The organism is Yersinia thracica (genome assembly GCF_902170565.1).
GTDB classification, from domain to species: domain Bacteria; phylum Pseudomonadota; class Gammaproteobacteria; order Enterobacterales; family Enterobacteriaceae; genus Yersinia; species Yersinia thracica.
On record NZ_CABHXX010000032.1, the window covers coordinates 18,513 to 39,486 of the forward strand.

Here is a 20,974-nt window from a genome sequence, read left to right on the forward strand (position 1 = left end):
ATCCTGTAACCTGTTAGAGGCTGGCAAGGTCAGCCCCGAATACTCATTATTCTGCGGCTCTCAGGGGGCGCTCTTGCCCCCCGAGAGCGGATTTATAGCTGTGTCAGTTTTTGCAACATCTGATCTGAAGTTGAAACCGCTTTACTGTTGATTTCATAGGCGCGTTGCGTCTGGATCATATTGACCAACTCTTCCGCCACATTGACGTTAGAAGTCTCCACATACCCTTGATACAACAAGCCACCGCCGTTCAGGCCCGGCGTCGTTTCATTCGGCGCACCGGAACTGGCGGTTTCCTGGTACAGGTTTTCACCGACACTTTCCAAACCGCTGTTGTTAATGAAGGTGGCCAGAGTCAGTTGTCCAACTTGCTGAGTGGCAGTTTGCCCTGGCAAGGTGACACTGACGATACCGTCACGACCCACTGTCATTTTCATCGCGTTGGCTGGAATGGTAATCGCCGGTTGAATCTGAAAACCACCAGAGGTCACCAGTTGGCCATTTTGGTCAACCTGGAAAGAACCGTCGCGGGTATAGGCATTGGTGCCATCAGGCATCTGCACCTGAAAGAACCCTTCGCCTTTGATAGCCACATCTTTGGTGTTATCGGTTTTGGACAGGTTACCCTGACTGTGCAAACGCTCAGTGGCCACCGGGCGAACACCGGTACCAATCTGCAAACCCGATGGCAAGGTGGTCTGCTCGGAAGATTGTGCTCCCGGTTGACGCATGGTTTGGTACAACAAATCTTCAAACACCGCCCGCTGACGTTTAAAGCCATTGGTGCTGACGTTCGCCAGGTTGTTGGCGATAACGTCCATATTGGTCTGCTGTGCATCCAAGCCAGTTTTGGCAATCCAGAGTGATCGGATCATCAGTTTATTCCTCTGCGCCTATGCGCTTAGCTGATTGCTAACAGCTGGTTAGCGCGCTGTTCGTTTTCATCCACGCTGTGGATGACTTTCATCTGCATTTCGAAGCTGCGGGCATTGGCAATCATGTCGGTCATAGCTTCAACCGCTTTCACGTTGCTGCCCTCCAGCACCCCCGGCATCACTTTGATGAGTGGATCATTAGCCAGCTGAGCACCACGCGCCTGTTGGGTCGCGGCGGTCAGATGGAACAAACCGTCATCGCCGTGCATCACTTCACCGGCAGTGGCTCTCACCCGTTTGATTTGCCCCAACTGAGCAATGGTATTCGGTGAATCACCGGCGTTCAGTGCCGAGATAGTGCCGTCCGCAGCAATGGTAATCGCCGCCTGAGGGGGGACATCAATCGGGCCGTTGTCACCCATCAATGGATAGCCCTGCACGGTCATCTGCCCGTCAGCTGAAATCTGAATATTCCCGTTACGGGTATAGGCTTCAGTGCCATCGGGCAGTTGAACCGCTAAATAGCCATCCTGCTGCAAGGCCACATCCAACGGACGGCCGCTGTAGTTCATCGTCCCCTGGCTGATATCTACCCCGGGGGTCGACGCCGTGACCATAGTGCGCGTGGGCATACTTGGCCCATCAATAGGTACGGCCCGCATCGCCGCTAGCTGCGCGCGGAAACCCGGCGTTGAGGCGTTAGCCAGATTATTAGCGGTAACCGCTTGCAGTTCGAGGGACTGCCGGGCAGCCCCCATTGCGGTATATATTGCGTGATCCATGAGCGAGTCCCGTCAGTGCGATTAACGCAGGTTAACCAGAGTTTGTAAGATCTGATCCTGGGTTTTGATGGTCTGCGCGTTCGACTGATAGTTACGCTGCGCCACAATCATGTTCACCAGTTCTTTACTCAAATCCACGTTAGAGGATTCCAGTGCGCCGCTGGTCAATGTGCCAAAGCCGCCGCTACCCGCCGTCCCGAGAATCGCGTTACCGGAGGACAGGGTTTCTTTCCAGACGTTATTGCCCTCAGATGACAAACCTTCTGGGTTAGCAAAGTTAACCATCACGATTTGGCCTAGCAATTGGCTCTGCTGGTTTGAATAAGTCCCGACCACCGAGCCGTCGTTGTTGATCTGGAAGCCAGTGAATTCGCCCGCGGCATAACCCGTTTGGTTTTGGGCAACAATGCTGTCCGTACCGGTATTTTGCTGCTTGCTGCCCGCCACATTCAGCGCGAAATCCTGTGCCGGGGCGCCATTAACTATCCCCATTGGGATGGTCAAGGTGAAAGGCACAGTTGTTGGGGTTTCTACCGGTGTGGTGGCCGGTGGGGTTATCACCGGATGGGTGGTTTCAACCAATGCACCGTTAGTGTCAAAACGCATGGAACCGCGTCTCTCGGCCACTTGTGCAGGGGCGGCGCTGCTATCACGGGTGTAAACATCCCAAGAGTTACCATTGATAGAATCTTCGGAGCGCTTAACATAGAACACGTTGATTTCATGGCGGTTACCCAAGCTATCAAAGGTGGTCATGTTATTCACAAAGCTATAGGTATCGGGCTTTTCGGGATCAAACGTCGGGGTAGTGACCCCCGCACTGCTGGTTGTCTCGGCGGGAATAATTTTGTGCGTCGACGTCAAGTTAGCCACCATATTGCCGGAAGTGGTGGCTTTGGCTGGGATCATGCCCTGGGGGATAGACAGCGGAACCGGGTTGGCCCCTTGCTGTACCGTCGGAGGTGTTCCTGTTGCCGGGTAACCGGTCAGGTTGAGGCCCTGCATATTGACGATATTGCGGTTTTCATCCAGCTTAAACTGACCGTTGCGGGCATAGAAGATACCGCCGGTGCTGTCTTGCATGCGGAAGAAACCATTTTGGCTGATAGCCAAGTCCAGACGGCGGTTGGTGGTAGTGGTGGTGCCGTCGTTAAAATCCTGAGTAATCCCTGCAACCTTGACGCCCATCCCGGTCTGAGAGCCGGCGAACATATCGGCAAAAGAAACTGAGCCGGCTTTAAAACCTGAGGTCGCCGAGTTGGCGATATTGTTACCGATCACATCCAGGTTACTGGACGCTGCGTTCAAACCGCTGACTGCTTGAGAAAAGCCCATTTTCTTCTCCGTTAAATTCGGGGTCCGTTACAGACCTAAAGCGTTGATGACATATCAAACGCTGTTTTTAATCATCAAGACCTGAGTAACTCACCGTCTTGTCTGTTGTGTTGTGCTGTTACGATTTACAAAATCTGACGGATTTTATCCATCGTAATGGTACCCGCCATGCCGAGATCCAATTTAGGGCCGTCACTACCCCGAGTGACACCATTAACAATGGCGTAGCTCAAAGGTGTCGCTACCACCGATGCACCGCCGTTAGTCGCGGTGATCGTCACGGTATAAGCGCCGTCCGGTGCATTACCACCGGCCTCCAGTGAGCCATCCCAGGTAAAGGCATGCACACCCGCCGTCAATCCGCCAATCTCTATCGTGCGAACTGCCACGCCGTTACTGTCGCTGATAGTCGCCGTCACTTTGTCAGCGGCTTGCTCCAGCTCAACACCAAATGGTGTAGTGGTCACAACGCCATCTTTGCTACCGGCCAACACATTGGTTCCCGGAATCATCACGCCGCGACCAATCAGGCTGCTAGCTTGCAATGATTGGCTGTTATCAATTTGGCCGGAGATAGAACCCAGAGTGGTATTCAATTTTTCAATGCCGCTCACGGTGTTGATCTGCGCTAATTGCGTGGTCAATTCGTTGTTTTGCATTGGGTTGGTCGGGTCCTGGTTTTTCAACTGTGCCACCAACAACGTCAGGAAACTGTTCTGCAGATCCTGGCTGGTGCTGCCGCTGGTTGAACCGGTGCCGCTAGTGCTGTTAATCCCGTAATCACTATCAGTCAGGGAATTCGTAATAGCCATGTGTACAGGCTCCTGTTATTGACCCAATGTCAGTGTTTTGAGCATCAACGATTTCGTCGTATTCAGCACTTCAACATTGGCCTGATAACTACGCGAAGCTGAAATGGTGTTCACCATCTCGCCAGTGATATCAACGTTAGGCATCCGGACATACCCCTTGGCATCCGCCAGTGGGTTACCGGGTTGAAAGACCAAACGATCTGGCGCTGGGTCATCAACAACTTGTGCAACTCGCACACCGCCGGTTTCTTGCCCCGGCTGAGCCGCAACCTGAAACACCACTTGCTTAGCGCGGTAGGGTTGACCATCCGGGCCGGTCACACTGTCGGCGTTCGCCATGTTACTGGCGCTGACGTTCATCCGCTGCGACTGAGCTGATAATGCAGAACCGGCAATATCAAAAATATTCAGTAAAGACATCCGTCTTATCCTTGTTGTAACACTGACATCATCCCTTTGATCTGACCGCCGAGAATGGTCAAATCGGTCTGATATTTCAGGCTGTTATCGGCAAAATTGGTACGTTCGCGGTCCATATCCACCGTGTTGCCATCCATTGATGGCTGGTCTGGCACCCGGAATAATAGGTCCAGATCAGGCGGCTGAACTGTACTTGCAGGGATATGACGGGCTGACGTTAAACTGAGTGACACCCCGGTTCCATTGACACGTCCTTGCTCCATCACTTTTTTCAGTTGGCTGGAGAAATCAATATCACGTGCCTGAAAGCCGGGCGTATCCGCATTAGCAATATTGGACGACAGGATCTCCTGTCGTTGCGCGCGCAAGTTAAGCGCCTCTTGTTGAAAACGCAGAGCGCCGTCCAGTTTGTCGAGCATAGTCCCCCCCGCAAGGTTAGAATTTGGAGTCGACAGCATAAACGCCGTACCGGGAAGCCTATCGTCAGAATAAGAGCAAAATGCGTCGCTATTTGTCCCCTTAGCCTTGTCGAGCTACGGGTACACTAGTGTGCGAGAGGGGATACCCCGGCATTACCCGGTTGTGTGGACGGAGATAATGTTGTGAGGACGGAGAGAATATTGATGGCAATGAAAAGAAATGACGCCCTAACCTTAGCTTTAGGGCTAGTGTTTATGAGTCAAGCATTGGCACATCAGGCGATGGCAGCAGATTTATCAGCACAGGTAAATCAATTCTTTCGCCAGCAATATCCCGATAAAAGCCGTCAGGTTAATGTCATTATCAAAACCCCGCAGAGCCAATGGCCACAATGCGAGACGCCCGAAATTTCGCTGCCACCCAATGCCCGCCCTTGGGGAAATATCAGCTTGTCGGTGCGGTGCGAGGGTTTACGGCGTTTTATTCAGACCCAAGTACAGGTCAGCGGCCAGTATGCGGTGGCCGCCCGTCAACTGACGGCAGGGGCGAAAATCACGCCGCAAGATATTGCAATGAAACAAGGCCGGCTCGATACCCTGCCCCCTGGCGCGTTATTGGAACCCAGTTTTGCTCAAGGCGCGGTCAGTTTACGGCAAATCAATGCTGGCCAGCCGCTGACTCGCAATATGTTGCGCCGCCTGTGGAGAGTCAAAGCAGGGCAAGATGTGCAGGTCTTAGCGCAGGGCGACGGATTTAATGTTAACGGCAGTGGCAAAGCCATGAACAACGCCGCAGTGCAAGATAATGTCCGGGTGCGCATGGCGTCGGGCCAAATCGTCAGTGGCACCGTGGCTGACGATGGTACAATTAAGATAATGTTATAGTGATTAAAGTTTTTGTAACCTTTGCCGATAACCTTGGTATGCAGTTATTTGCGGGTTAAACAGTGACAATCCCGCTATTCTTTTGCTGAAAGATAAAAATCTTGCGGGTCGATAAACGTCAATCCCGCTATATAAGGGAGCAACACCATATGAGTATTGATCGCACCCAGCCATTATTACCGGTAACACAAGTGCAACCACGGGAAACCAGTGATATTGCGCAGCAAACGCGGAAACAGTCTACCCAGACAAAAACGCCGGTGAGTGGTACTGAGGTTAAATTGAGTGACGCGCAGGCGAAATTGATGCAACCGGGTAGTCAGGACATCAATGTAGAACGTGTCGAAACCTTAAAACAGGCGATTCGTTCAGGTCAACTGACCATGGACACCGGTAAAATTGCCGATGCTTTGCTCAGAAATGTCGCAGATGATCTGAAGAACAGCTAAACATAAAATAATCGTTAACCGTAAAATCGTTAACCGTAAAAGGATAGGTGGTGGTGGAAAGATTACAAACCAATCTGGACCAGCAGCTGGAACTGCTTGAATCCCTGAAAACTGTCGTAGCGCAAGAACAGCAATTACTGTGCTCCGGTCGGATTCAAGGCAGGGTGCTGCAAGGTGTCACTGAACAAAAAAGTTCAATTTTGGCGACCTTGGCTTATCTGGATCAGACCCGGCTCACCACCGAAAAAACGAGCAATATTCAAGCGCCGTACAGCAGCGTGCATGAGTTAGCCGTCCGCTGGCAACGTATATTGGCGCTGGCCGAAGCGCTGCGCTACAGCAACCTGCATAATGGGCTATTACTGCAACAGCATATTGAGCATAACACTCAGGCGCTGGCTGTTTTGAACACACGCCACGGCCAGACACTGTATGGGCCTGATGGTCACTCTAAAGGCGCCAGTTTGCTGGGCCGCAAGATTGGTATTTAGCCCTATTGCGGTGCCGCGCAAAGTGGATACGCCGATGACACCGATATTGCCTGCAATGCGCCGCTAGTCATATCCATGGCGACAAAATCTGTACTGGTCTTTTTAGTCCAATAGTTGCCCGATGGCCATTCAGAGCTATCATAGGTTGTCAAACTCCCCCACTCTCCCCATAGCGTCCCGTCAGCTGCGCGCGAGCCATTAGTGGTGCGCGAGGATTCAATCAGTGCCGTCATATCTGTAGCTTGGCAGATTCTGCTGGCTTGAATATCTGTTTTCAGCGACTGACCGCCAGAATATACCCACAGATTAGGTTTGAACCGATAGGTTGCGGTATAGCTCGGGAACTTTTTACTCTTTGCTGTCACCTTAACGGTGCTGCCATAGGTTTGATAGACAATATTGACCTTACCCTGATTATCCACCGCCACGTTGGGCATATATGATGACGTCCAGTCATACTGAGTATTATTCGCCACATTACCATTCATCACCAATTGGAAGGTGGCTTTATTAAAGATTGTTTTCGGGAAATCTTTATCCGTCGCGAAATTTTCCCCATTGACCGAAATAGCGGTTATTTCAGGCACTGGATCGAGTGTTATTTTTCTCTGTAACCCACTCTGTTCCGTGGTGCCAATTTTAGGTGTGATAGTGACATCCCCAGCTGTATTTCCGGTCACAGTCGCGGTATAGCTGTCTGGCTGCTCGCTAATGGCACTGATATTTACCGCAATTCCACTTTGGATGAAACTAAGATCCTTGATACCACTGATAAAATCATTATTTTTATTATGCGGTACAAATGTAAGAGTAGAGCTCATGGTGCCATCAGCCACAATTTCGGATGCGGAAACAGTAAAGCTTGAGTGAGCAGTATCTAGGGTCGAATCTACTGCAAACTGAACATCAACACTCTGCTGTTGCCCCTCGATATCCAAGGTGACCACAGACACACCCGCAGTCATGTTGGTTAATGCAATACTCGCAGTACCCTTCCCATCAGTTTTTTCCGTGACTTCGCTAGGGAGTGCGCCATTACTGGTTGTAATGACAACTTCTTGCCCTACCACTGGCGCATTATCAAGATTGGCAACAGTAAATTCAACGGTGATCGCGGTGCTACCATCAGCCGGTGCACCATCACCTGTCACCGTCGATGTGACAATAAACTGAGGTTGCTGAACAATAGCGGTCAATGTTGATGGGTTAGAGCTATTTCCATCACCATCGACCGCCGTCGCGCTGATGTTATAGGTGTTGGCCGCCAGTTCGGTCTCATTACTCACTCCAGTGGCCCGGCTTGCGGATGCCACGCGTCGATAAACAGGCAAAACCACACTATAATTCATTGTATCTATGAGGATTATTTTGCCGCCAGCGGCAACTAGCTCAGTATCATTCCAGATAATGCGTTTTGCTGCATATTGATTCTGTACGCGCGCACTAACTTGATAAACCTGGCCCGGCTGGCCAGAGAGCACCGCTGGAGATAATGCCAGTTTGAACATATTCTGTTTCTGGTACTCCAGCACAATATTAGCATTACGCTCGACAAGATTATAACGACTCTCAGCAAGCAAACGCGTCCCGGCGACCTGCGAGGGGCTAAACTGCGAGCGAAAGCTCTCTCCGAAACGATAATCTATTTGTAAGTTCCACTGGGTTTCATGCTGATGACTTTTCCCCATGCGCTGTTCAACCCCGAGAGTTAATAAAGGTATCGGCGTATAATTAAGCCCGGCAGTAAACGCATAAGGGTTGCTTTGCAGATTATCTTTTCCAAACAAAGCGACTCGTTCACCCGTATATTGTTCATAGATTAACTTCCCCCCCAATTGAGGAAGTGTTGGTAAATAAGCTTTGACGCGTAAGTCGCCACCTGCAGCAGGTCGCTCATTATAATGGGCGAAATCTCGGGACGGGTGCCACCCATTAAGACGAAAATAACCATTAGCTGATAGTTGCAAATAGTCAGCCCAAGCCTCAACACCAAAACCAAGACGGTGATTATGTCCCGTCAAATCATTATCATAGAAAGTATTCAGCCCATACAGCCATTTTTCCTGCAACGTACGAACTCCTGCACCGATATTAAGTGTATTTCGGCTGTCTTTATTTCTAATGCCTAACTGACTAAAAAAGAGATATGAATCGGAGTCATACCAAGGGAGAAGCCAGTCAAGAGAGCTTTCGTTAAGAGAGAATTTTTTGTCAAAGTTAACATTAACTTGAGCAGTACCAAACTTAGCTAGCCAATGTTTTATTTCTTGATTTGCCGCATCATTCGCCATTGAACGTGCGATATCAGATGCCCTGCCAGATGATGCCAGTTTTGCTCCAGTATTTAACATCTTATAGGCGACTTCATCATGGTGTGGCAAGGTCTCAAATTCTTCTGAATTAAAATAATAAGGCTCATTCATTGGTATTCCATTAATACTATTTTGCCGTGAAAGCCCAGGGGTAAATATGTCAAATATCAAACTAACTAATATTATTGTCTTAGTGATAACATTAGAAACAGTTAGCTTATTAATAAACACATACATTGACAACCCTCCCGGATTAATACCAACTCAATAATATTCATTAAAAAGACAATAGAGAACCAACAGTAAACACGGCAACCTCAAAATAAAATTCGAATATCACTTCCATTCCTTAAAAAGATAATTAATAGAGTAGCAGAAATTATAAAAGCTCAACTAAAAATCACGCAGCAATTAAAATATAAATTAAATAACATTCAATATATTATTTATCATCCTATTTAAATTAAATATTAATATATTCAGCGATGTTTTTATCAAAATAACTTACGCCATATTGATAAAATAATATCGTCTCATTTTTAGCAATACGATACTCTGGCGTGACTAGGTAAATACTGGCCTAGTTTAAAGGAGGAAATATGGAAAAACAGCGTGTAAGTTTATTATTTAGCTTGGTTTTTGTCGGCGTTATGGCGATGTCTGCACATTCAACAGCCCAAGCCAGGGAGATCAATAGCAGGCCACCCCATCCAATTCCGATATGCTACGGCTGCTTTTCCCCAATAGGATTTTAGCGATAATTCACCAGCACTTGGTTACTAATGACTTGCAGCGGCGGATTTACTCGCCCTTTACCTGCAATAAAGTAAACAAAAGTCAGTTGAGTCGCAGCCGCTTCCCCCGCCAACCCGCGGCTTTGCCCGCTGCCGCCTTCAAGAGGCATACAGCGGGTCGGCGTACACAACTGAACTTGTAAACCATCCGGTGCTGCCGACATTAATTGGTAGCGCCAACCTACTGACACAATCCGCGCATTTTCTTGAGCCAGTGCAACCGGTGATTGCAGCGGTTTGGCGGAAATAGCTACTCCGCGAAAACTCTGTGTAATGCCAATATCATCGGCCACCCACGTCCCTGAAGCAGCTGCATTCAATGGCACTATTGCGAACGAAAGCACACTGCCCAGAATCACGGGAAAAAGACGAGTTAGCATCAGGCTGCTCCTATGGTTGACGTCATACGGATCTGGCGATTATCGCCAATCTCCAAGTTAGACAGCACCACCATCTGCGGTAGGCTACGGCGCAAGAAGCGCGCTAATAATGCACGGAGCGCGTGGTTAACCAGTAATACTGGCGGTGCGCCCAGCATTTCCTGACGTTGCAGTGCTTGTTTGGATTGTTCCAACAGACGGTCAGCCAGACCCGGTTCTAAGCCACTGCCACCTTGAAGTGCCTGTAATAACAAGCGCTCTAATGCTGCATCCAGCCCAATAACCTGAATTTCGCCGGTTCCGGGGAACCATTGCTGGGCAATTGAGCGCCCCAGTGCAACTCGCACCACAGCGGTTAATTCATAAGGATCAGTTTGATTTGGCGCATGCTCGGCAAGTGTTTCAATAATGGTGCGCATATCGCGAATGGATACCCGCTCCATTAAGAGGTTTTGCAGCACTTTATGCAGCGTGGTTAAGGTCACCACTCCCGGGATAAAATCTTCTGTCAGTTTCGGCATTTCTTGTGAAACCCTGTCCAGCAATTGCTGTGTTTCCTGACGTCCGAATAAATCACTCGCATATTGGCTAATCAAATGATTCAAGTGCGTGGCAACAACGGTACTGGCCTCGACCACCGTAAAGCCCTGAATCTGCGCTTGTTCGCGCAATGCACTTTCAATCCATACCGCCGCCAAACCAAAGGCGGGATCATGGGTGGCTTCACCTGGCAGTGTCCCAACAGCATTACCGGGGTTGATCGCCAGCCAGCGGCCCGGATGGGCTTCACCGCTGCCAATCTCGACCCCTTTCATTAATATCCGATAACTGGCGGGCGGGAGTTCCAGATTATCTCTGATATGCACCACCGGCGGTAGATAACCCATTTCTTGAGCAAACTTTTTACGAATACTGCGAATTCGGCCAAGTAACTCACCATTTTGCTGGAAATCGACCATCGGAATCAGGCGGTAACCGACTTCCATACCCAATGGGTCTTCCAACTGAACATCGGACCAAGTGGCTTCAGCGGTGGGTTGATTATCCTGTACCACTGGCGCTTCTGCCGCAGCCGGTTGCTGAGATTGTTTACCGCGCAAACGCCAGGCCAATGCCAACAACGCAGCAGTAAACAGCAGGAATACAAAGTTGGGCATTCCGGGCACCATACCCAGTAACCCCAGTACCGCTGCACTCAACACCATCACCCGCGGGTTGTTGAATAACTGGGTGACCATTTGCTGGCCGACATCTTGATCAGTGCTCACGCGGGTCACAATAACCCCCGCCGCCGTGGAGATAACCAATGCCGGGATCTGCGCCACTAAGCCATCACCGATGGTCAATAATGTATAGGTTTCGGCGGCATGGCCCACCGCCATATCATGCTGGAGAACCCCCACCAACAAACCACCCACCACGTTAATCACCATGATCAGTAGCCCAGCAACCGCATCACCACGAACAAATTTACTGGCACCGTCCATTGAGCCGTAGAAATCCGCTTCCTGGGTAACATCAGAACGGCGCTTTTTCGCTTCGTCTTCACCAATCAAACCGGCATTTAAGTCGGCGTCGATGGCCATCTGTTTACCGGGCATACCATCAAGTACAAAACGCGCGCCAACCTCGGCAATACGCCCCGCCCCTTTGGTGATAACCATAAAGTTGATGATAACCAAAATGACAAAGACCACGATACCGATGGCAAAGTTGCCACCCACCAGGAAATGGCCAAAGGCTTCAACGACGCGCCCTGCCGCCGCTGCACCAGTGTGACCATCCATCAGAATGATACGCGTGGAAGCAACGTTTAGGGATAAACGCAATAACGTCGAGAACAGTAGAATGGTTGGGAAGGCGGCGAAATCCAAAGTGCGCTGGGTAAACATGGCCACCAGCAACACCATAATCGACAGCGCAATGTTGAAGGTAAACAACAAATCAAGGATGAAAGGCGGCAGCGGCAGCACCATCATCGACAAGATCATTAAGATTAAGATTGGCCCGGCAAGAATTTGCCACTGGGTATCTTTGAAGTTGCCCGGTAAACGAAGCAGGGCGGCCAAATTAGCCATTAGTCAGTCTCACTCTCTGTTGCAAAATCCAGACCTTCCGGTACTGGCAGATGTTCAGGTTTTTTCGGGATTAGCCCGCCTTCCCGCTTCCAGCGTTTCAGCTGATACACCCAGGCAAGAACTTCTGCCACCGCGGCATAAAGGGTGGCTGGAATATGTTGGCCCACATCACTGTGCCGGAACAAAGCCCGGGCCAGTGGCGGCGCTTCTAACAAAGGAATCCGATGTTCAGCGCCCAGTTCACGGATACGCAATGCAACCGCTCCCGCTCCTTTTGCCAAGACTTTAGGCGCACTCATTTTTGCTTCGTTGTACTGCAATGCGACGGCATAGTGAGTTGGGTTAGTCACTATGACATCGGCTTTATGCACATCAGCCATCATCCGTCGGCGGGCCATCGCCCGTTGTTGTTGACGAATGCGCCCTTTCACATGCGGGTCACCCTCTTGATCTTTGAATTCATCACGTATTTCCTGTTTGGTCATACGCAATTTTTTAATATGGTTGGTTATTTGGAAAAACACATCAAACGCGACCATCGGCGTGAGGCCTAAAACCACCACTAATCCACAAAAAATAATCAAGTGGAGCGCATCACCTAAAGCCGCCACCGGCGGTGCGGCCATTAACCGCATCATATCGGGCCAGTTATGCCAGAGGAATATTCCAGTCACCCAGCCGACCAAGGTGGCTTTCAAAATGGCTTTCAGTAACTCAGCCAATGCCTGAGAGGAAAACATCCGTTTTAAGCCCGCAATTGGGCTCATCCGCTTGAGGTCAAACTTGATTGATTCGCCGCTAAACAGCACGCCGCCCAACAGCATCGGAACGGCCAGCGCCACTATCACCAATCCGGCAAAAATAGGTATCATCGCTATTAGCGTTTGGCGCAGTAACATGCCAATTTGCCGTAGCATTTGCTTATCATCACTGATGATACCGTGATCAAAATGCAGCCCTTGGGCAATCATGGCGGCCAACTGGCGTGCCATCGATTCCCCCGAAACCCACAGAATAGATAAACCGGCCCCAAGCATCAGCATTGAAGTCAGTTCGCGCGAGCGCGGGATCTGGCCTTTTTCTCGAGCCTTCTCCAGCTTATGGGATGTGGGTTCCTCGCTTTTTTCTGCATCGCTATCTTCAGCCACCGCAATGACCTCTGTAAGCGTAAATATTCCTGTTCAGCCTAAGCGTTCCCATGTCAGAGAAATGGATAAGAGATGAAAATTGCTGCCTAGCATGACAAATATTCAGCCAGCCGATGGATGGAACAAAGCGATAATTGAGGGGTTATTTGCCGGTTCAAGGTGTTCGGTCGGTTTGGTCGGCGTTTATCGAATGACTCAGCAAAAGAGTGGGTAGATGAGAGCTGCCTCTCACCTACCTGGTAAGGTTTTCGGCAGCTTAGAAACCTAAGCTATCGAGCAGGTCATCAACTTGATCCTGGCTGGCAATAACACCCGCACCATTTTTATCCATTTGCGGCCCATTGAGTAAACTGTCAGCGGGTTTTTGCGGTTTTGACGGCATATCGGGAATGTTCTCCATCAATACCATTAGCAACTGTTTCTCAATCTCTTGCACCACATCCATCATGCGCTTGATAACCTGACCCGTCAGATCTTGGAAATCCTGCGCCATCATGATTTCCAATAATTGCGCATTGGTAAATGAAGTGTGTTGCGGCACGACATCCAGATATGCACGAGTATCTGTGACCAAGTCGCGGGCATCTGACAGCTCGATTGGGTTAGCAAACCATTCATCCCAGCGAACTTTGAGCGCCTTAGCCGACGACTCCAGCTCATTCTGGCGCGGCTGTGCTGCTTCAACACAGTTCAATGCTCTTTCAGCGGCCTGTGCCGTCATATGAACCACATAGTCCAGACGGTCACGAGCATCAGGAATAGCTTCTGCGGCTTGAGCAATGGCTTGATCAAGACCCAATTCGCGCAGACTGTCACGTAACATCCGCGTCAATTGGCCAATACGGCTTATTATATCACTGGCCGATGCCGCATCTGTTGCGGGCATTTGATGGTTACTCATCTCGCCTCCTTACATACCCAATTTTTCAAAGATCTTATTGAGTTTCTCTTCCAAGGTAGCGGCAGTGAAAGGTTTCACTACATAACCACTGGCACCGGCTTGCGCTGCTGCGATGATATTCTCTTTTTTAGCTTCGGCAGTTACCATCAGAACTGGCAGAGAACCAAGAGCACCATCACCACGGATAGTTTTTAACAGGTCTAAACCATCCATATTGGGCATGTTCCAGTCAGAAACCACAAAATCAAAACCACCCGTTCGTAATTTATTCAATGCGTCTACGCCATCTTCGGCTTCTTCCACATTGTTAAAACCCAGTTCTTTCAGCAGGTTTCTGACAATACGACGCATGGTCGAAAAATCGTCTACCACTAAAAATCTGAGATTTTTATCCGCCATACCCACTCCTAAAGTTTGTTGCTCACCGCTGAGCGATTAAATACCAAAACCGACTTACACCTGATCTCTCCCCAAAGACATTGGCGTTTCAGCCAGGCAGCAAACAAACGCATCCCGATGAGCTGACATAAGTCAGTGATTCGGGTGCGTGCGTGTGGCTAACACCGCTGCAACGTCAAGGACGAAGGGGATTAGATGCGCAGGGCTTGGCCGCTACTAATCTGTGCCAACATCCGCTGGCTTATCTGATTTAACTCCAGAATTTCATTAACACCGCCCATCCCAATAGCTTCTCGCGGCATGCCGAATACCACACAACTGGCTTCGTTTTGGGCGAGGGTATAAGCCCCTGCGCGATGCATTTCCAGTAACCCAGCCGCACCATCATTGCCCATTCCCGTCAGGATCACACCGACCGCATTGCGCCCGGCATACTGTGCCACTGAACGGAAAAGCACATCGACCGAGGGACGATGGCGATTAACCGCAGGCCCGTCATGGATACGCACCTGATAGTTTGCCCCACTTCGCGCCAGTTCCATGTGCCGATCACCGGGTGCAATATAGGCGTGTCCGGGCAATACCCGCTCACCGTCTTCTGCTTCTTTCACCGTAATTTGGCACAATTTATTGAGTCGCTCAGCAAATGAACGGGTAAAACCCGGTGGCATATGCTGTGTTATCAACAAGGCCGGGCTGGTCGGTGGCAACGGCTGCAATACCGTGCGGATAGCTTCGGTTCCCCCGGTCGAAGCGCCGATCGCAATGAGCTTTTCGCTACTGAGCAACGGCGTATGAGTCAGCATCACCGGCGCATTTTCTGGGCCACGCTGGGGTAACCGAGCTTTCGCCGCCGTGCGGATTTTCTCCGCAATTAATTCGCTGTAAGCCAGCATCCCTTCGCGAATACCCAACTGAGGTTTAGTGACGAAATCAATGGCCCCTAACTCCAGCGCCCGCATCGTTATCTCGGAGTTTTTCCCGGTTAATGACGACACCATCACCACCGGCATGGGCCGCAGACGCATCAGTTTTTCAAGGAAATCCAAGCCATCCATTCGCGGCATTTCAACATCGAGTGTTAACACCTGCGGATTAAATTTTTTAATTAAATCACGGGCAACCAACGGATCGGGTGCCGCAGCAACCATTTCCATGTCTGGGTGACTGTTAATAATCTCTGTCATTAACTGGCGCATCAACGCGGAATCATCAACGCACAATACTCTGATTTTACTCATCACCTCTCCTTGGTCAGTCCATAAACGGTCTGCCCGCGCAAATAGAATTCCCGACTAATCTGACTGAAATTCTCCGAGTGGCCTGCAAACATCAAACCGCCGGGTTTTAGCAAAGGGACAAAGCGACGCAGAATGCGCTCCTGCGTTTCTTTATCAAAATAAATCATTACGTTACGACAAAAAATAGCGTCAAATTGCCCCGGCAATGCCCATTCAGGTGCTAACAGATTCAACTGCTGAAACTGAATCATATTGGCAAGCTCCGGCCGCACTCTAACCATGCCCTGATGAGGGCCGGTGCCACGCAGAAAATAGCGCTGCATTTGTTGTGCCGACAATGAACGCAATTCATCTTGGCGATACACACCGCTGGTGGCTTTCTCCAGCACTTGTGTATCAATATCACTGGCCAATATTTGGCAAGAACCCGACCGATTCCCCAATACATCACAGAGTGTCATGGCGATGGAATAAGGTTCTTCGCCGGTCGAGGCCGCAGTACTCCAAACCGAATAATTCCCTGACCGCTGGCGAGCATGCTCTGCCAGAATCGGAAAATGGTGCGCTTCACGGAAAAATGCCGTGAGGTTAGTGGTCAGTGCATTAATAAATGCCTGCCACTCTGCACTGTTAGGATCGGTCTCCAGCAAAGCCAAATATTGCCCAAAATCATCAATTCCCAGCAATCTTAACCGCCTCACCAGGCGGTTATAGACCATTTCCCGTTTGTGGGAGGCTAGGACAATCCCAGCCCGTTGGTAAATAAGTTGGCAAATGCGTCGGAAGTGAACATCCGAGAGCGGGAGCCGTTGAATCATCTGGGTCAGGGGAGACCCAGACTCTTGGGGTGATGGTTTCATTCGGTCTCACCCCACCATGCCGTCTTTGTTACACCGTTTGACAATCTGGGGTTTCCTTTGCAGCCGCTGTTTTCACAACAACTTGTTTCACAACAAATGGCTTACCACTGTCTGCTGCCGCTTGCCCCTCCCCGCCGTCGCTATCTTGCTCCAAACGAAAAACAGACACTGCATCAGAGAGCATTCCTGCTTGCTCTTCCAGTGCATTAGCTGCAGCTGCAGCCTCTTCTACTAATGCGGCGTTTTGCTGAGTGACCTGATCCATCTGTGTTACCGCGAGTGAAACCTGCTCAATACCTCGGCTTTGTTCATCCGAAGCGGAAGCAATTTCACCCATAATGTCGGTTACCCGGGTCACTGAGCGAACAATCTCTTCCATGGTGGTACCCGCATTTTCGACCAGTGTGGAGCCCTGGCGAACTCGGCTAACCGATTCATCGATTAACCCTTTGATTTCTTTTGCTGCCTGCGCACTGCGCTGGGCTAAATTGCGTACTTCACCGGCCACGACAGCAAATCCACGCCCTTGTTCACCAGCCCGAGCCGCTTCAACCGCAGCATTCAGTGCCAGTATATTGGTTTGGAAGGCAATGCCATCGATAACGCTGGTAATTGCGCCAATCTTCTGCGAACTGGTGGCGATATCATGCATTGTTTTCACCACGCTGCCGGTTAATTCACCTCCTTTTGCTGCCGTCCCCGATGCTTCTTGCGCCAGTTGTGTCGCCTGACGGGCATTATCAGCATTCTGTTTCACTGTCGCCGTCAATTGCTCCATACTGGCCGCAGTTTGCTCCAATGAAGCAGCCTGCTGTTCGGTTCTTGCGGACAAATCATTGTTACCAGCAGATATTTCCTGAATCCCGGTTAACATGGATTCTGTCCCATCGCGAACATGGCTAACAGTGGTGATAAGCGACTGTTGCATGGTGCGCAAACTGGCAAACATCTGGCTGATTTCATTGCGGCCAGAGACAGTAATTTGACCGGATAAATCCCCCTGAGCAATCCTGTCAAAATGGGCGCGCATAATCTTCAATGGCTTGACGAACATGGTTCGTAGCCAGATAAGTGAAGAAATCGCCATCGCAATCACCATCAAAATGGCACCGGCAAATATCCACATGGAGAGGTGGTAAGCCTGTTGGTTCTGGCTGCCAGCATCCGCAACCACTTCATTGGCATACTGCAAATACTGTATAAAATCGGCCTCAAACAGATCTTGGGTTTTCTGAGTGGGCTGATCCATAAAACTCTGTAAATTGCTGGCTTCCAGAAAATCGATTAATTGCCGTAAGGAAACACGTAAATTCTGATAACTGTTTTTTGTCGCGTCTAGCAACTCACCACCGGTATCACTCTCATCAAGACGAGGAACTGCCAAAAACTGATTAAAATACAGATCCGCTTTTTGTAGTGAGCTACGCGCATTACCCATTAGCGCGTTGACTTGCTCCTGAGGGACTTTGAGAGCCGAGCGAGTCGCCGCCCGGTTTAAGGTATTACGCGCCTGAAGTAAGGATACCCAACTGAGGCTTAATGCATCCCGCTGCTGGCTACTGAGATCCACTCGATTTAAATTTTGATAGTCTGAGCGAAAAGCAGTAAATGACAGACCACTTGAAATTAACTGTATCGAGCAAATCAACATCAGTAGCAGGAAAAAGCTGGTAGAAATCCGGATTCGGCCAAACATCGTAACCTCTTCTCAGCCAGCTCGTTGGCCAGCTTCTATTTTTATCTACCCAAGATAATTGGAGTTGCAGGTAGGCAGCCAGCAAACGAATCCCGATGAGCTTACTCCAGTAAGTGATTCGGGTTCGTGAGCGCAGCTAACACCCCTGCAATTTCAAGTATGAAGGGTTGTAGGGGGTTAGAAAGTTTCCCAATTATCTTGCAGGTCACTTCCCAGTGTTTTTTTAGCAGTACCGCTCTTATCCTGTGTCGGCTGTTTGGTTTTTCTCACATCTTTTTTGGTACTACCGTTATCCATATGCAGGACAAATACGGACATGGATTGGGTTAACATACTGGCTTGCTCTTCCAGTGCGGCGGCGGCGGAAGCGGATTCCTCCACCAACGAGGCGTTTTGTTGTGTCACACGGTCCATTTCTGTCACCGCCTGACCCACTTGATCAATACCCCGGCTTTGTTCATCAGAGGCGGAAGCAATTTCGCCCATAATGTCAGTGACGCGGGTCACCGCATTCACGATATCTCCCATGGTTTCACCAGCACTTTCAACCAGCACAGAACCCATGTCGACACGGTTAACTGAATCTTCAATCAACCCTTTAATTTCTTTTGCTGCTTGCGCACTGCGCTGAGCCAAATTACGCACTTCACCTGCTACAACGGCAAAACCACGGCCTTGCTCACCGGCACGGGCAGCTTCAACCGCAGCATTTAATGCCAGGATATTGGTTTGGAAAGCAATGCCATCAATGACGCTGGTGATATCAGCAATTTTCTGCGAACTACCGGCAATCTCATGCATGGTTTGCACCACGTTAGCGACCACTTTTCCGCCTTTTTGCGCGGTTTCTGAAGCACTCAATGCCAGTTGGCTTGCCTGACGGGCATTTTCAGCATTCTGTTTCACCGTGGCAGTAAGCTGCTCCATGCTGGCAGCGGTTTCTTCCAGTGATGCGGCCTGTTGCTCGGTACGAGCTGACAAATCATTGTTACCGGCGGCAATTTCTGATGCACCGCTGTAAATAGCATCGGCACCTAAACGTACATCGCTGACGGTGGTAATCAATTCAGATTGCATATGTTTCAAACTCGCGGCCAAGGTGCCCATTTCATTGCGGCTATGCACCTCAATGTTCTGAGTTAAATCACCATTAGCAATATGTTTGATATGTTCAATCAAGTGTTTCAGCGGGTTAATCAAAATGTGCTGCATACCCAACCAAACAATGACAATTACAGCAAATACCGCAATCAACACGAAAATAATCACACTCATCGCGTAAGTGAAGGAGCGGTTGCTGTCTTCCACGGCAGCGGCGTACAGATGGTCGTTTTGGGTCAGATAAGTGTTGTAATCCTGCTCAAAAGCATTTTGGAAACTGGAGGTGGGCTGATCAAAAAATTCATTGATCTTGCCTGATTCCATCAATTGAATAAGTTCGGTCAATGCGGCAAAGTATTGGTCGTAAGTGAGTTTTAATTTTTTAGCTGATTCTGGGTCTTGTTTGCTATCCAAAGGAATTTGTTCATAGCTTTTAAAACGCTCCGCCGCTACACCCAATGTGCCTTTGGCTGAAGCCAAAAGGTCATTCACTGTCGGGCCACTGCCGGTGTGATTCACATCCATCATGTAGCGGATGCCAGCACGGTTCAGCGTATTACGCGTTTGCAGTAGATTTACCCAGCTTTCATTCAATACCGACTGTTGCTGACGGATAACTTGTAAAACCGCAAAGTTTTCTTTGTCATTTTTCAAGGAGTTGAAGAAAAGCCCGCCGGAAACCAGTTGTAAGGCACCAAATAGCACTAACACCAGCAGCAAGCTGGTGACCACTTTCATACGCTTGAACATGTTATCCCTTCATAAGTACGTCAAAATATAGGTATATCAAAATACGAGTACGTCAAAATATAAACGTTTAATTAACTGTGTTATCGGCACCAAGAGGGGGAACTTTACCGGAGAGAGGGATTATTTTACCGGGGAGATACTGGGTATTAACAATTTGATCTTTGTGTTTAGGCAAAACTCAGAACAGAAGGGCTGACTTGCCCTCCTGCTCGTTTGAAAAGGTGATGATAGTGTTGTGGTCAGTGACTCGGCATCAAATCAAAACCTGACCCCATTAGGCTTAATTAGCCTTTCACCACTGAGTCAAGCAATGACATCTCTTCACTGCTCAGCAACTTCTCAATATCAACCAAAATCAGCATCCGCTCACCCAGTGAGCCTAAACCGGTCAGATACTCAGTCGCCAGCGTCACAGCAAACTCAGGAGCTGGGCGGATTTGCTCAGCGGTCAATGACAACACATCAGATACGCCATCGACCACAATACCGACGACACGCTGACCAAAATTCAGCACGATCACCACGGTATTTTCGTTATAGCTGACACCCTGTTGGGCAAATTTAACCCGTAAATCAATAATAGGAACAATAACGCCGCGTAAGTTAGTGACACCTTTAATGAAAGCCGGGGTGTTAGCGATGCGGGTCACTTGATCATAACCGCGGATCTCTTGGACTTTCAGAATATCAATGCCGTACTCTTCAGCACCCAGCGTAAAAATCAGGAACTCTTGTCCTACCGTTTCGCCTGCCAGCTTCGTGACGGTTGCTAGTCCTGCCATGTTTTTACCCTTTAATCAATAGGTTGAATTTATGTTTTTTTCAAGGCTCTATACCCTAAATAAT

General features: G+C 49.4%; 19 protein-coding genes and 1 pseudogene. 3 read left to right on the top strand and 17 right to left on the bottom strand.

Features of this window, described 5'->3' with window-relative positions:
- Positions 1-92: 92 nt before the first annotated feature.
- The 6 genes from flgG to flgB all read right to left on the bottom strand — a co-directional run bounded on the left by flgG (position 93) and on the right by flgB (position 4,643).
- Positions 93-875, bottom strand: coding sequence for a flagellar basal-body rod protein FlgG (gene flgG / locus FTA91_RS04935; protein ID WP_050114401.1), 783 nt, complete (start codon positions 873-875; stop codon positions 93-95).
- Between the two features lie 26 nt (positions 876-901).
- Positions 902-1,657, bottom strand: a complete 756-nt coding sequence (locus FTA91_RS04940; RefSeq protein WP_050114402.1) for a flagellar basal body rod protein FlgF — start codon at positions 1,655-1,657, stop codon at positions 902-904.
- A gap of 21 nt (positions 1,658-1,678) precedes the next feature.
- Positions 1,679-2,992: a flagellar hook protein FlgE gene (flgE, locus tag FTA91_RS04945; protein ID WP_050114403.1), complete on the bottom strand. Its 1,314-nt coding sequence runs from the start codon at positions 2,990-2,992 to the stop codon at positions 1,679-1,681.
- A gap of 125 nt (positions 2,993-3,117) precedes the next feature.
- Positions 3,118-3,804, bottom strand: coding sequence for a flagellar hook assembly protein FlgD (gene flgD / locus FTA91_RS04950; protein ID WP_050114404.1), 687 nt, complete (start codon positions 3,802-3,804; stop codon positions 3,118-3,120).
- Positions 3,805-3,819: 15 nt separating this feature from the next.
- Entirely contained in the window at positions 3,820-4,224 is a 405-nt protein-coding gene (flgC, locus tag FTA91_RS04955; RefSeq protein ID WP_038633767.1) for a flagellar basal body rod protein FlgC, read from the bottom strand.
- Positions 4,225-4,229: 5 nt separating this feature from the next.
- On the bottom strand, positions 4,230-4,643 hold the full coding sequence (gene flgB, locus FTA91_RS04960) for a flagellar basal body rod protein FlgB (protein ID WP_049556589.1): 414 nt from the start codon (positions 4,641-4,643) through the stop codon (positions 4,230-4,232).
- 204 nt (positions 4,644-4,847) lie between these two features.
- Between flgB and flgA the strand changes: the two genes are divergently transcribed.
- From flgA to FTA91_RS04975, 3 genes are all read left to right on the top strand, one after another.
- The gene (flgA, locus tag FTA91_RS04965) at positions 4,848-5,528 is read left to right on the top strand and encodes a flagellar basal body P-ring formation chaperone FlgA (RefSeq protein ID WP_145533829.1); all 681 of its coding nucleotides are present in this window, start codon (positions 4,848-4,850) and stop codon (positions 5,526-5,528) included.
- Between the two features lie 149 nt (positions 5,529-5,677).
- Positions 5,678-5,977 carry a flagellar biosynthesis anti-sigma factor FlgM gene (flgM, locus tag FTA91_RS04970; RefSeq protein ID WP_050114406.1) on the top strand — a complete coding sequence of 100 codons (300 nt, stop codon included), beginning with the start codon at positions 5,678-5,680 and terminating at the stop codon, positions 5,975-5,977.
- 50 nt (positions 5,978-6,027) lie between these two features.
- Positions 6,028-6,468: a flagella synthesis protein FlgN gene (locus FTA91_RS04975; RefSeq protein WP_050114407.1), complete on the top strand. Its 441-nt coding sequence runs from the start codon at positions 6,028-6,030 to the stop codon at positions 6,466-6,468.
- Between the two features lie 2 nt (positions 6,469-6,470).
- Here the strand turns inward: FTA91_RS04975 and FTA91_RS04980 are convergent, their stop codons facing one another.
- The 11 genes and pseudogenes from FTA91_RS04980 to cheW all read right to left on the bottom strand — a co-directional run bounded on the left by FTA91_RS04980 (position 6,471) and on the right by cheW (position 20,910).
- Entirely contained in the window at positions 6,471-9,017 is a 2,547-nt protein-coding gene (locus FTA91_RS04980; protein WP_145533827.1) for an inverse autotransporter beta domain-containing protein, read from the bottom strand.
- Between the two features lie 514 nt (positions 9,018-9,531).
- Positions 9,532-9,954 carry a flagellar protein FlhE gene (locus FTA91_RS04985; RefSeq protein WP_050114409.1) on the bottom strand — a complete coding sequence of 141 codons (423 nt, stop codon included), beginning with the start codon at positions 9,952-9,954 and terminating at the stop codon, positions 9,532-9,534.
- Positions 9,954-12,032 carry a flagellar biosynthesis protein FlhA gene (gene flhA, locus FTA91_RS04990; RefSeq protein WP_050114410.1) on the bottom strand — a complete coding sequence of 693 codons (2,079 nt, stop codon included), beginning with the start codon at positions 12,030-12,032 and terminating at the stop codon, positions 9,954-9,956. Before flhA ends, FTA91_RS04985 begins: the two co-directional genes overlap by 1 nt.
- Positions 12,032-13,180, bottom strand: coding sequence for a flagellar biosynthesis protein FlhB (flhB, locus tag FTA91_RS04995; protein WP_032820652.1), 1,149 nt, complete (start codon positions 13,178-13,180; stop codon positions 12,032-12,034). The genes flhA and flhB overlap by 1 nt, the downstream gene beginning before the upstream one ends.
- 256 nt (positions 13,181-13,436) lie before the next feature.
- Complete coding sequence (gene cheZ / locus FTA91_RS05000; RefSeq protein WP_038633791.1) at positions 13,437-14,081, bottom strand: protein phosphatase CheZ; 645 nt, start codon at positions 14,079-14,081, stop codon at positions 13,437-13,439.
- A gap of 9 nt (positions 14,082-14,090) precedes the next feature.
- A complete protein-coding gene (cheY, locus tag FTA91_RS05005) occupies positions 14,091-14,480 on the bottom strand; it encodes a chemotaxis response regulator CheY (protein ID WP_032820649.1) in 390 nt (129 codons plus the stop codon).
- A gap of 191 nt (positions 14,481-14,671) precedes the next feature.
- Positions 14,672-15,721, bottom strand: a complete 1,050-nt coding sequence (locus FTA91_RS05010) for a protein-glutamate methylesterase/protein-glutamine glutaminase (protein WP_050114411.1) — start codon at positions 15,719-15,721, stop codon at positions 14,672-14,674.
- Positions 15,721-16,581 carry a protein-glutamate O-methyltransferase CheR gene (gene cheR, locus FTA91_RS05015; protein WP_050114412.1) on the bottom strand — a complete coding sequence of 287 codons (861 nt, stop codon included), beginning with the start codon at positions 16,579-16,581 and terminating at the stop codon, positions 15,721-15,723. Before cheR ends, FTA91_RS05010 begins: the two co-directional genes overlap by 1 nt.
- Positions 16,582-16,609: 28 nt before the next feature.
- Positions 16,610-18,277 carry a methyl-accepting chemotaxis protein gene (locus tag FTA91_RS05020; RefSeq protein ID WP_050114413.1) on the bottom strand — a complete coding sequence of 556 codons (1,668 nt, stop codon included), beginning with the start codon at positions 18,275-18,277 and terminating at the stop codon, positions 16,610-16,612.
- 299 nt (positions 18,278-18,576) lie between these two features.
- Positions 18,577-20,128: pseudogene (locus FTA91_RS05025) on the bottom strand (methyl-accepting chemotaxis protein); the annotation flags it as partial.
- A 284-nt stretch (positions 20,129-20,412) separates the two neighbouring features.
- Positions 20,413-20,910 carry a chemotaxis protein CheW gene (cheW, locus tag FTA91_RS05035; RefSeq protein WP_005164488.1) on the bottom strand — a complete coding sequence of 166 codons (498 nt, stop codon included), beginning with the start codon at positions 20,908-20,910 and terminating at the stop codon, positions 20,413-20,415.
- Positions 20,911-20,974: the final 64 nt, after the last annotated feature.

Bases quoted from the DNA above. Each gene is read 5' to 3' on its own strand.
- flgG (WP_050114401.1), bottom strand. From the start codon at position 875: ATGATCCGATCACTCTGGATTGCCAAAACTGGCTTGGATGCACAGCAG.
- FTA91_RS04940 (WP_050114402.1), bottom strand. From the start codon at position 1,657: ATGGATCACGCAATATATACCGCAATGGGGGCTGCCCGGCAGTCCCTC.
- flgE (WP_050114403.1), bottom strand. From the start codon at position 2,992: ATGGGCTTTTCTCAAGCAGTCAGCGGTTTGAACGCAGCGTCCAGTAAC.
- flgD (WP_050114404.1), bottom strand. From the start codon at position 3,804: ATGGCTATTACGAATTCCCTGACTGATAGTGATTACGGGATTAACAGC.
- flgC (WP_038633767.1), bottom strand. From the start codon at position 4,224: ATGTCTTTACTGAATATTTTTGATATTGCCGGTTCTGCATTATCAGCT.
- flgB (WP_049556589.1), bottom strand. From the start codon at position 4,643: ATGCTCGACAAACTGGACGGCGCTCTGCGTTTTCAACAAGAGGCGCTT.
- flgA (WP_145533829.1), top strand. From the start codon at position 4,848: ATGGCAATGAAAAGAAATGACGCCCTAACCTTAGCTTTAGGGCTAGTG.
- flgM (WP_050114406.1), top strand. From the start codon at position 5,678: ATGAGTATTGATCGCACCCAGCCATTATTACCGGTAACACAAGTGCAA.
- FTA91_RS04980 (WP_145533827.1), bottom strand. From the start codon at position 9,017: ATGTATGTGTTTATTAATAAGCTAACTGTTTCTAATGTTATCACTAAG.
- FTA91_RS04985 (WP_050114409.1), bottom strand. From the start codon at position 9,954: ATGCTAACTCGTCTTTTTCCCGTGATTCTGGGCAGTGTGCTTTCGTTC.
- flhA (WP_050114410.1), bottom strand. From the start codon at position 12,032: ATGGCTAATTTGGCCGCCCTGCTTCGTTTACCGGGCAACTTCAAAGAT.
- cheZ (WP_038633791.1), bottom strand. From the start codon at position 14,081: ATGAGTAACCATCAAATGCCCGCAACAGATGCGGCATCGGCCAGTGAT.
- cheY (WP_032820649.1), bottom strand. From the start codon at position 14,480: ATGGCGGATAAAAATCTCAGATTTTTAGTGGTAGACGATTTTTCGACC.
- FTA91_RS05010 (WP_050114411.1), bottom strand. From the start codon at position 15,721: ATGAGTAAAATCAGAGTATTGTGCGTTGATGATTCCGCGTTGATGCGC.
- cheR (WP_050114412.1), bottom strand. From the start codon at position 16,581: ATGAAACCATCACCCCAAGAGTCTGGGTCTCCCCTGACCCAGATGATT.
- FTA91_RS05020 (WP_050114413.1), bottom strand. From the start codon at position 18,277: ATGTTTGGCCGAATCCGGATTTCTACCAGCTTTTTCCTGCTACTGATG.
- cheW (WP_005164488.1), bottom strand. From the start codon at position 20,910: ATGGCAGGACTAGCAACCGTCACGAAGCTGGCAGGCGAAACGGTAGGA.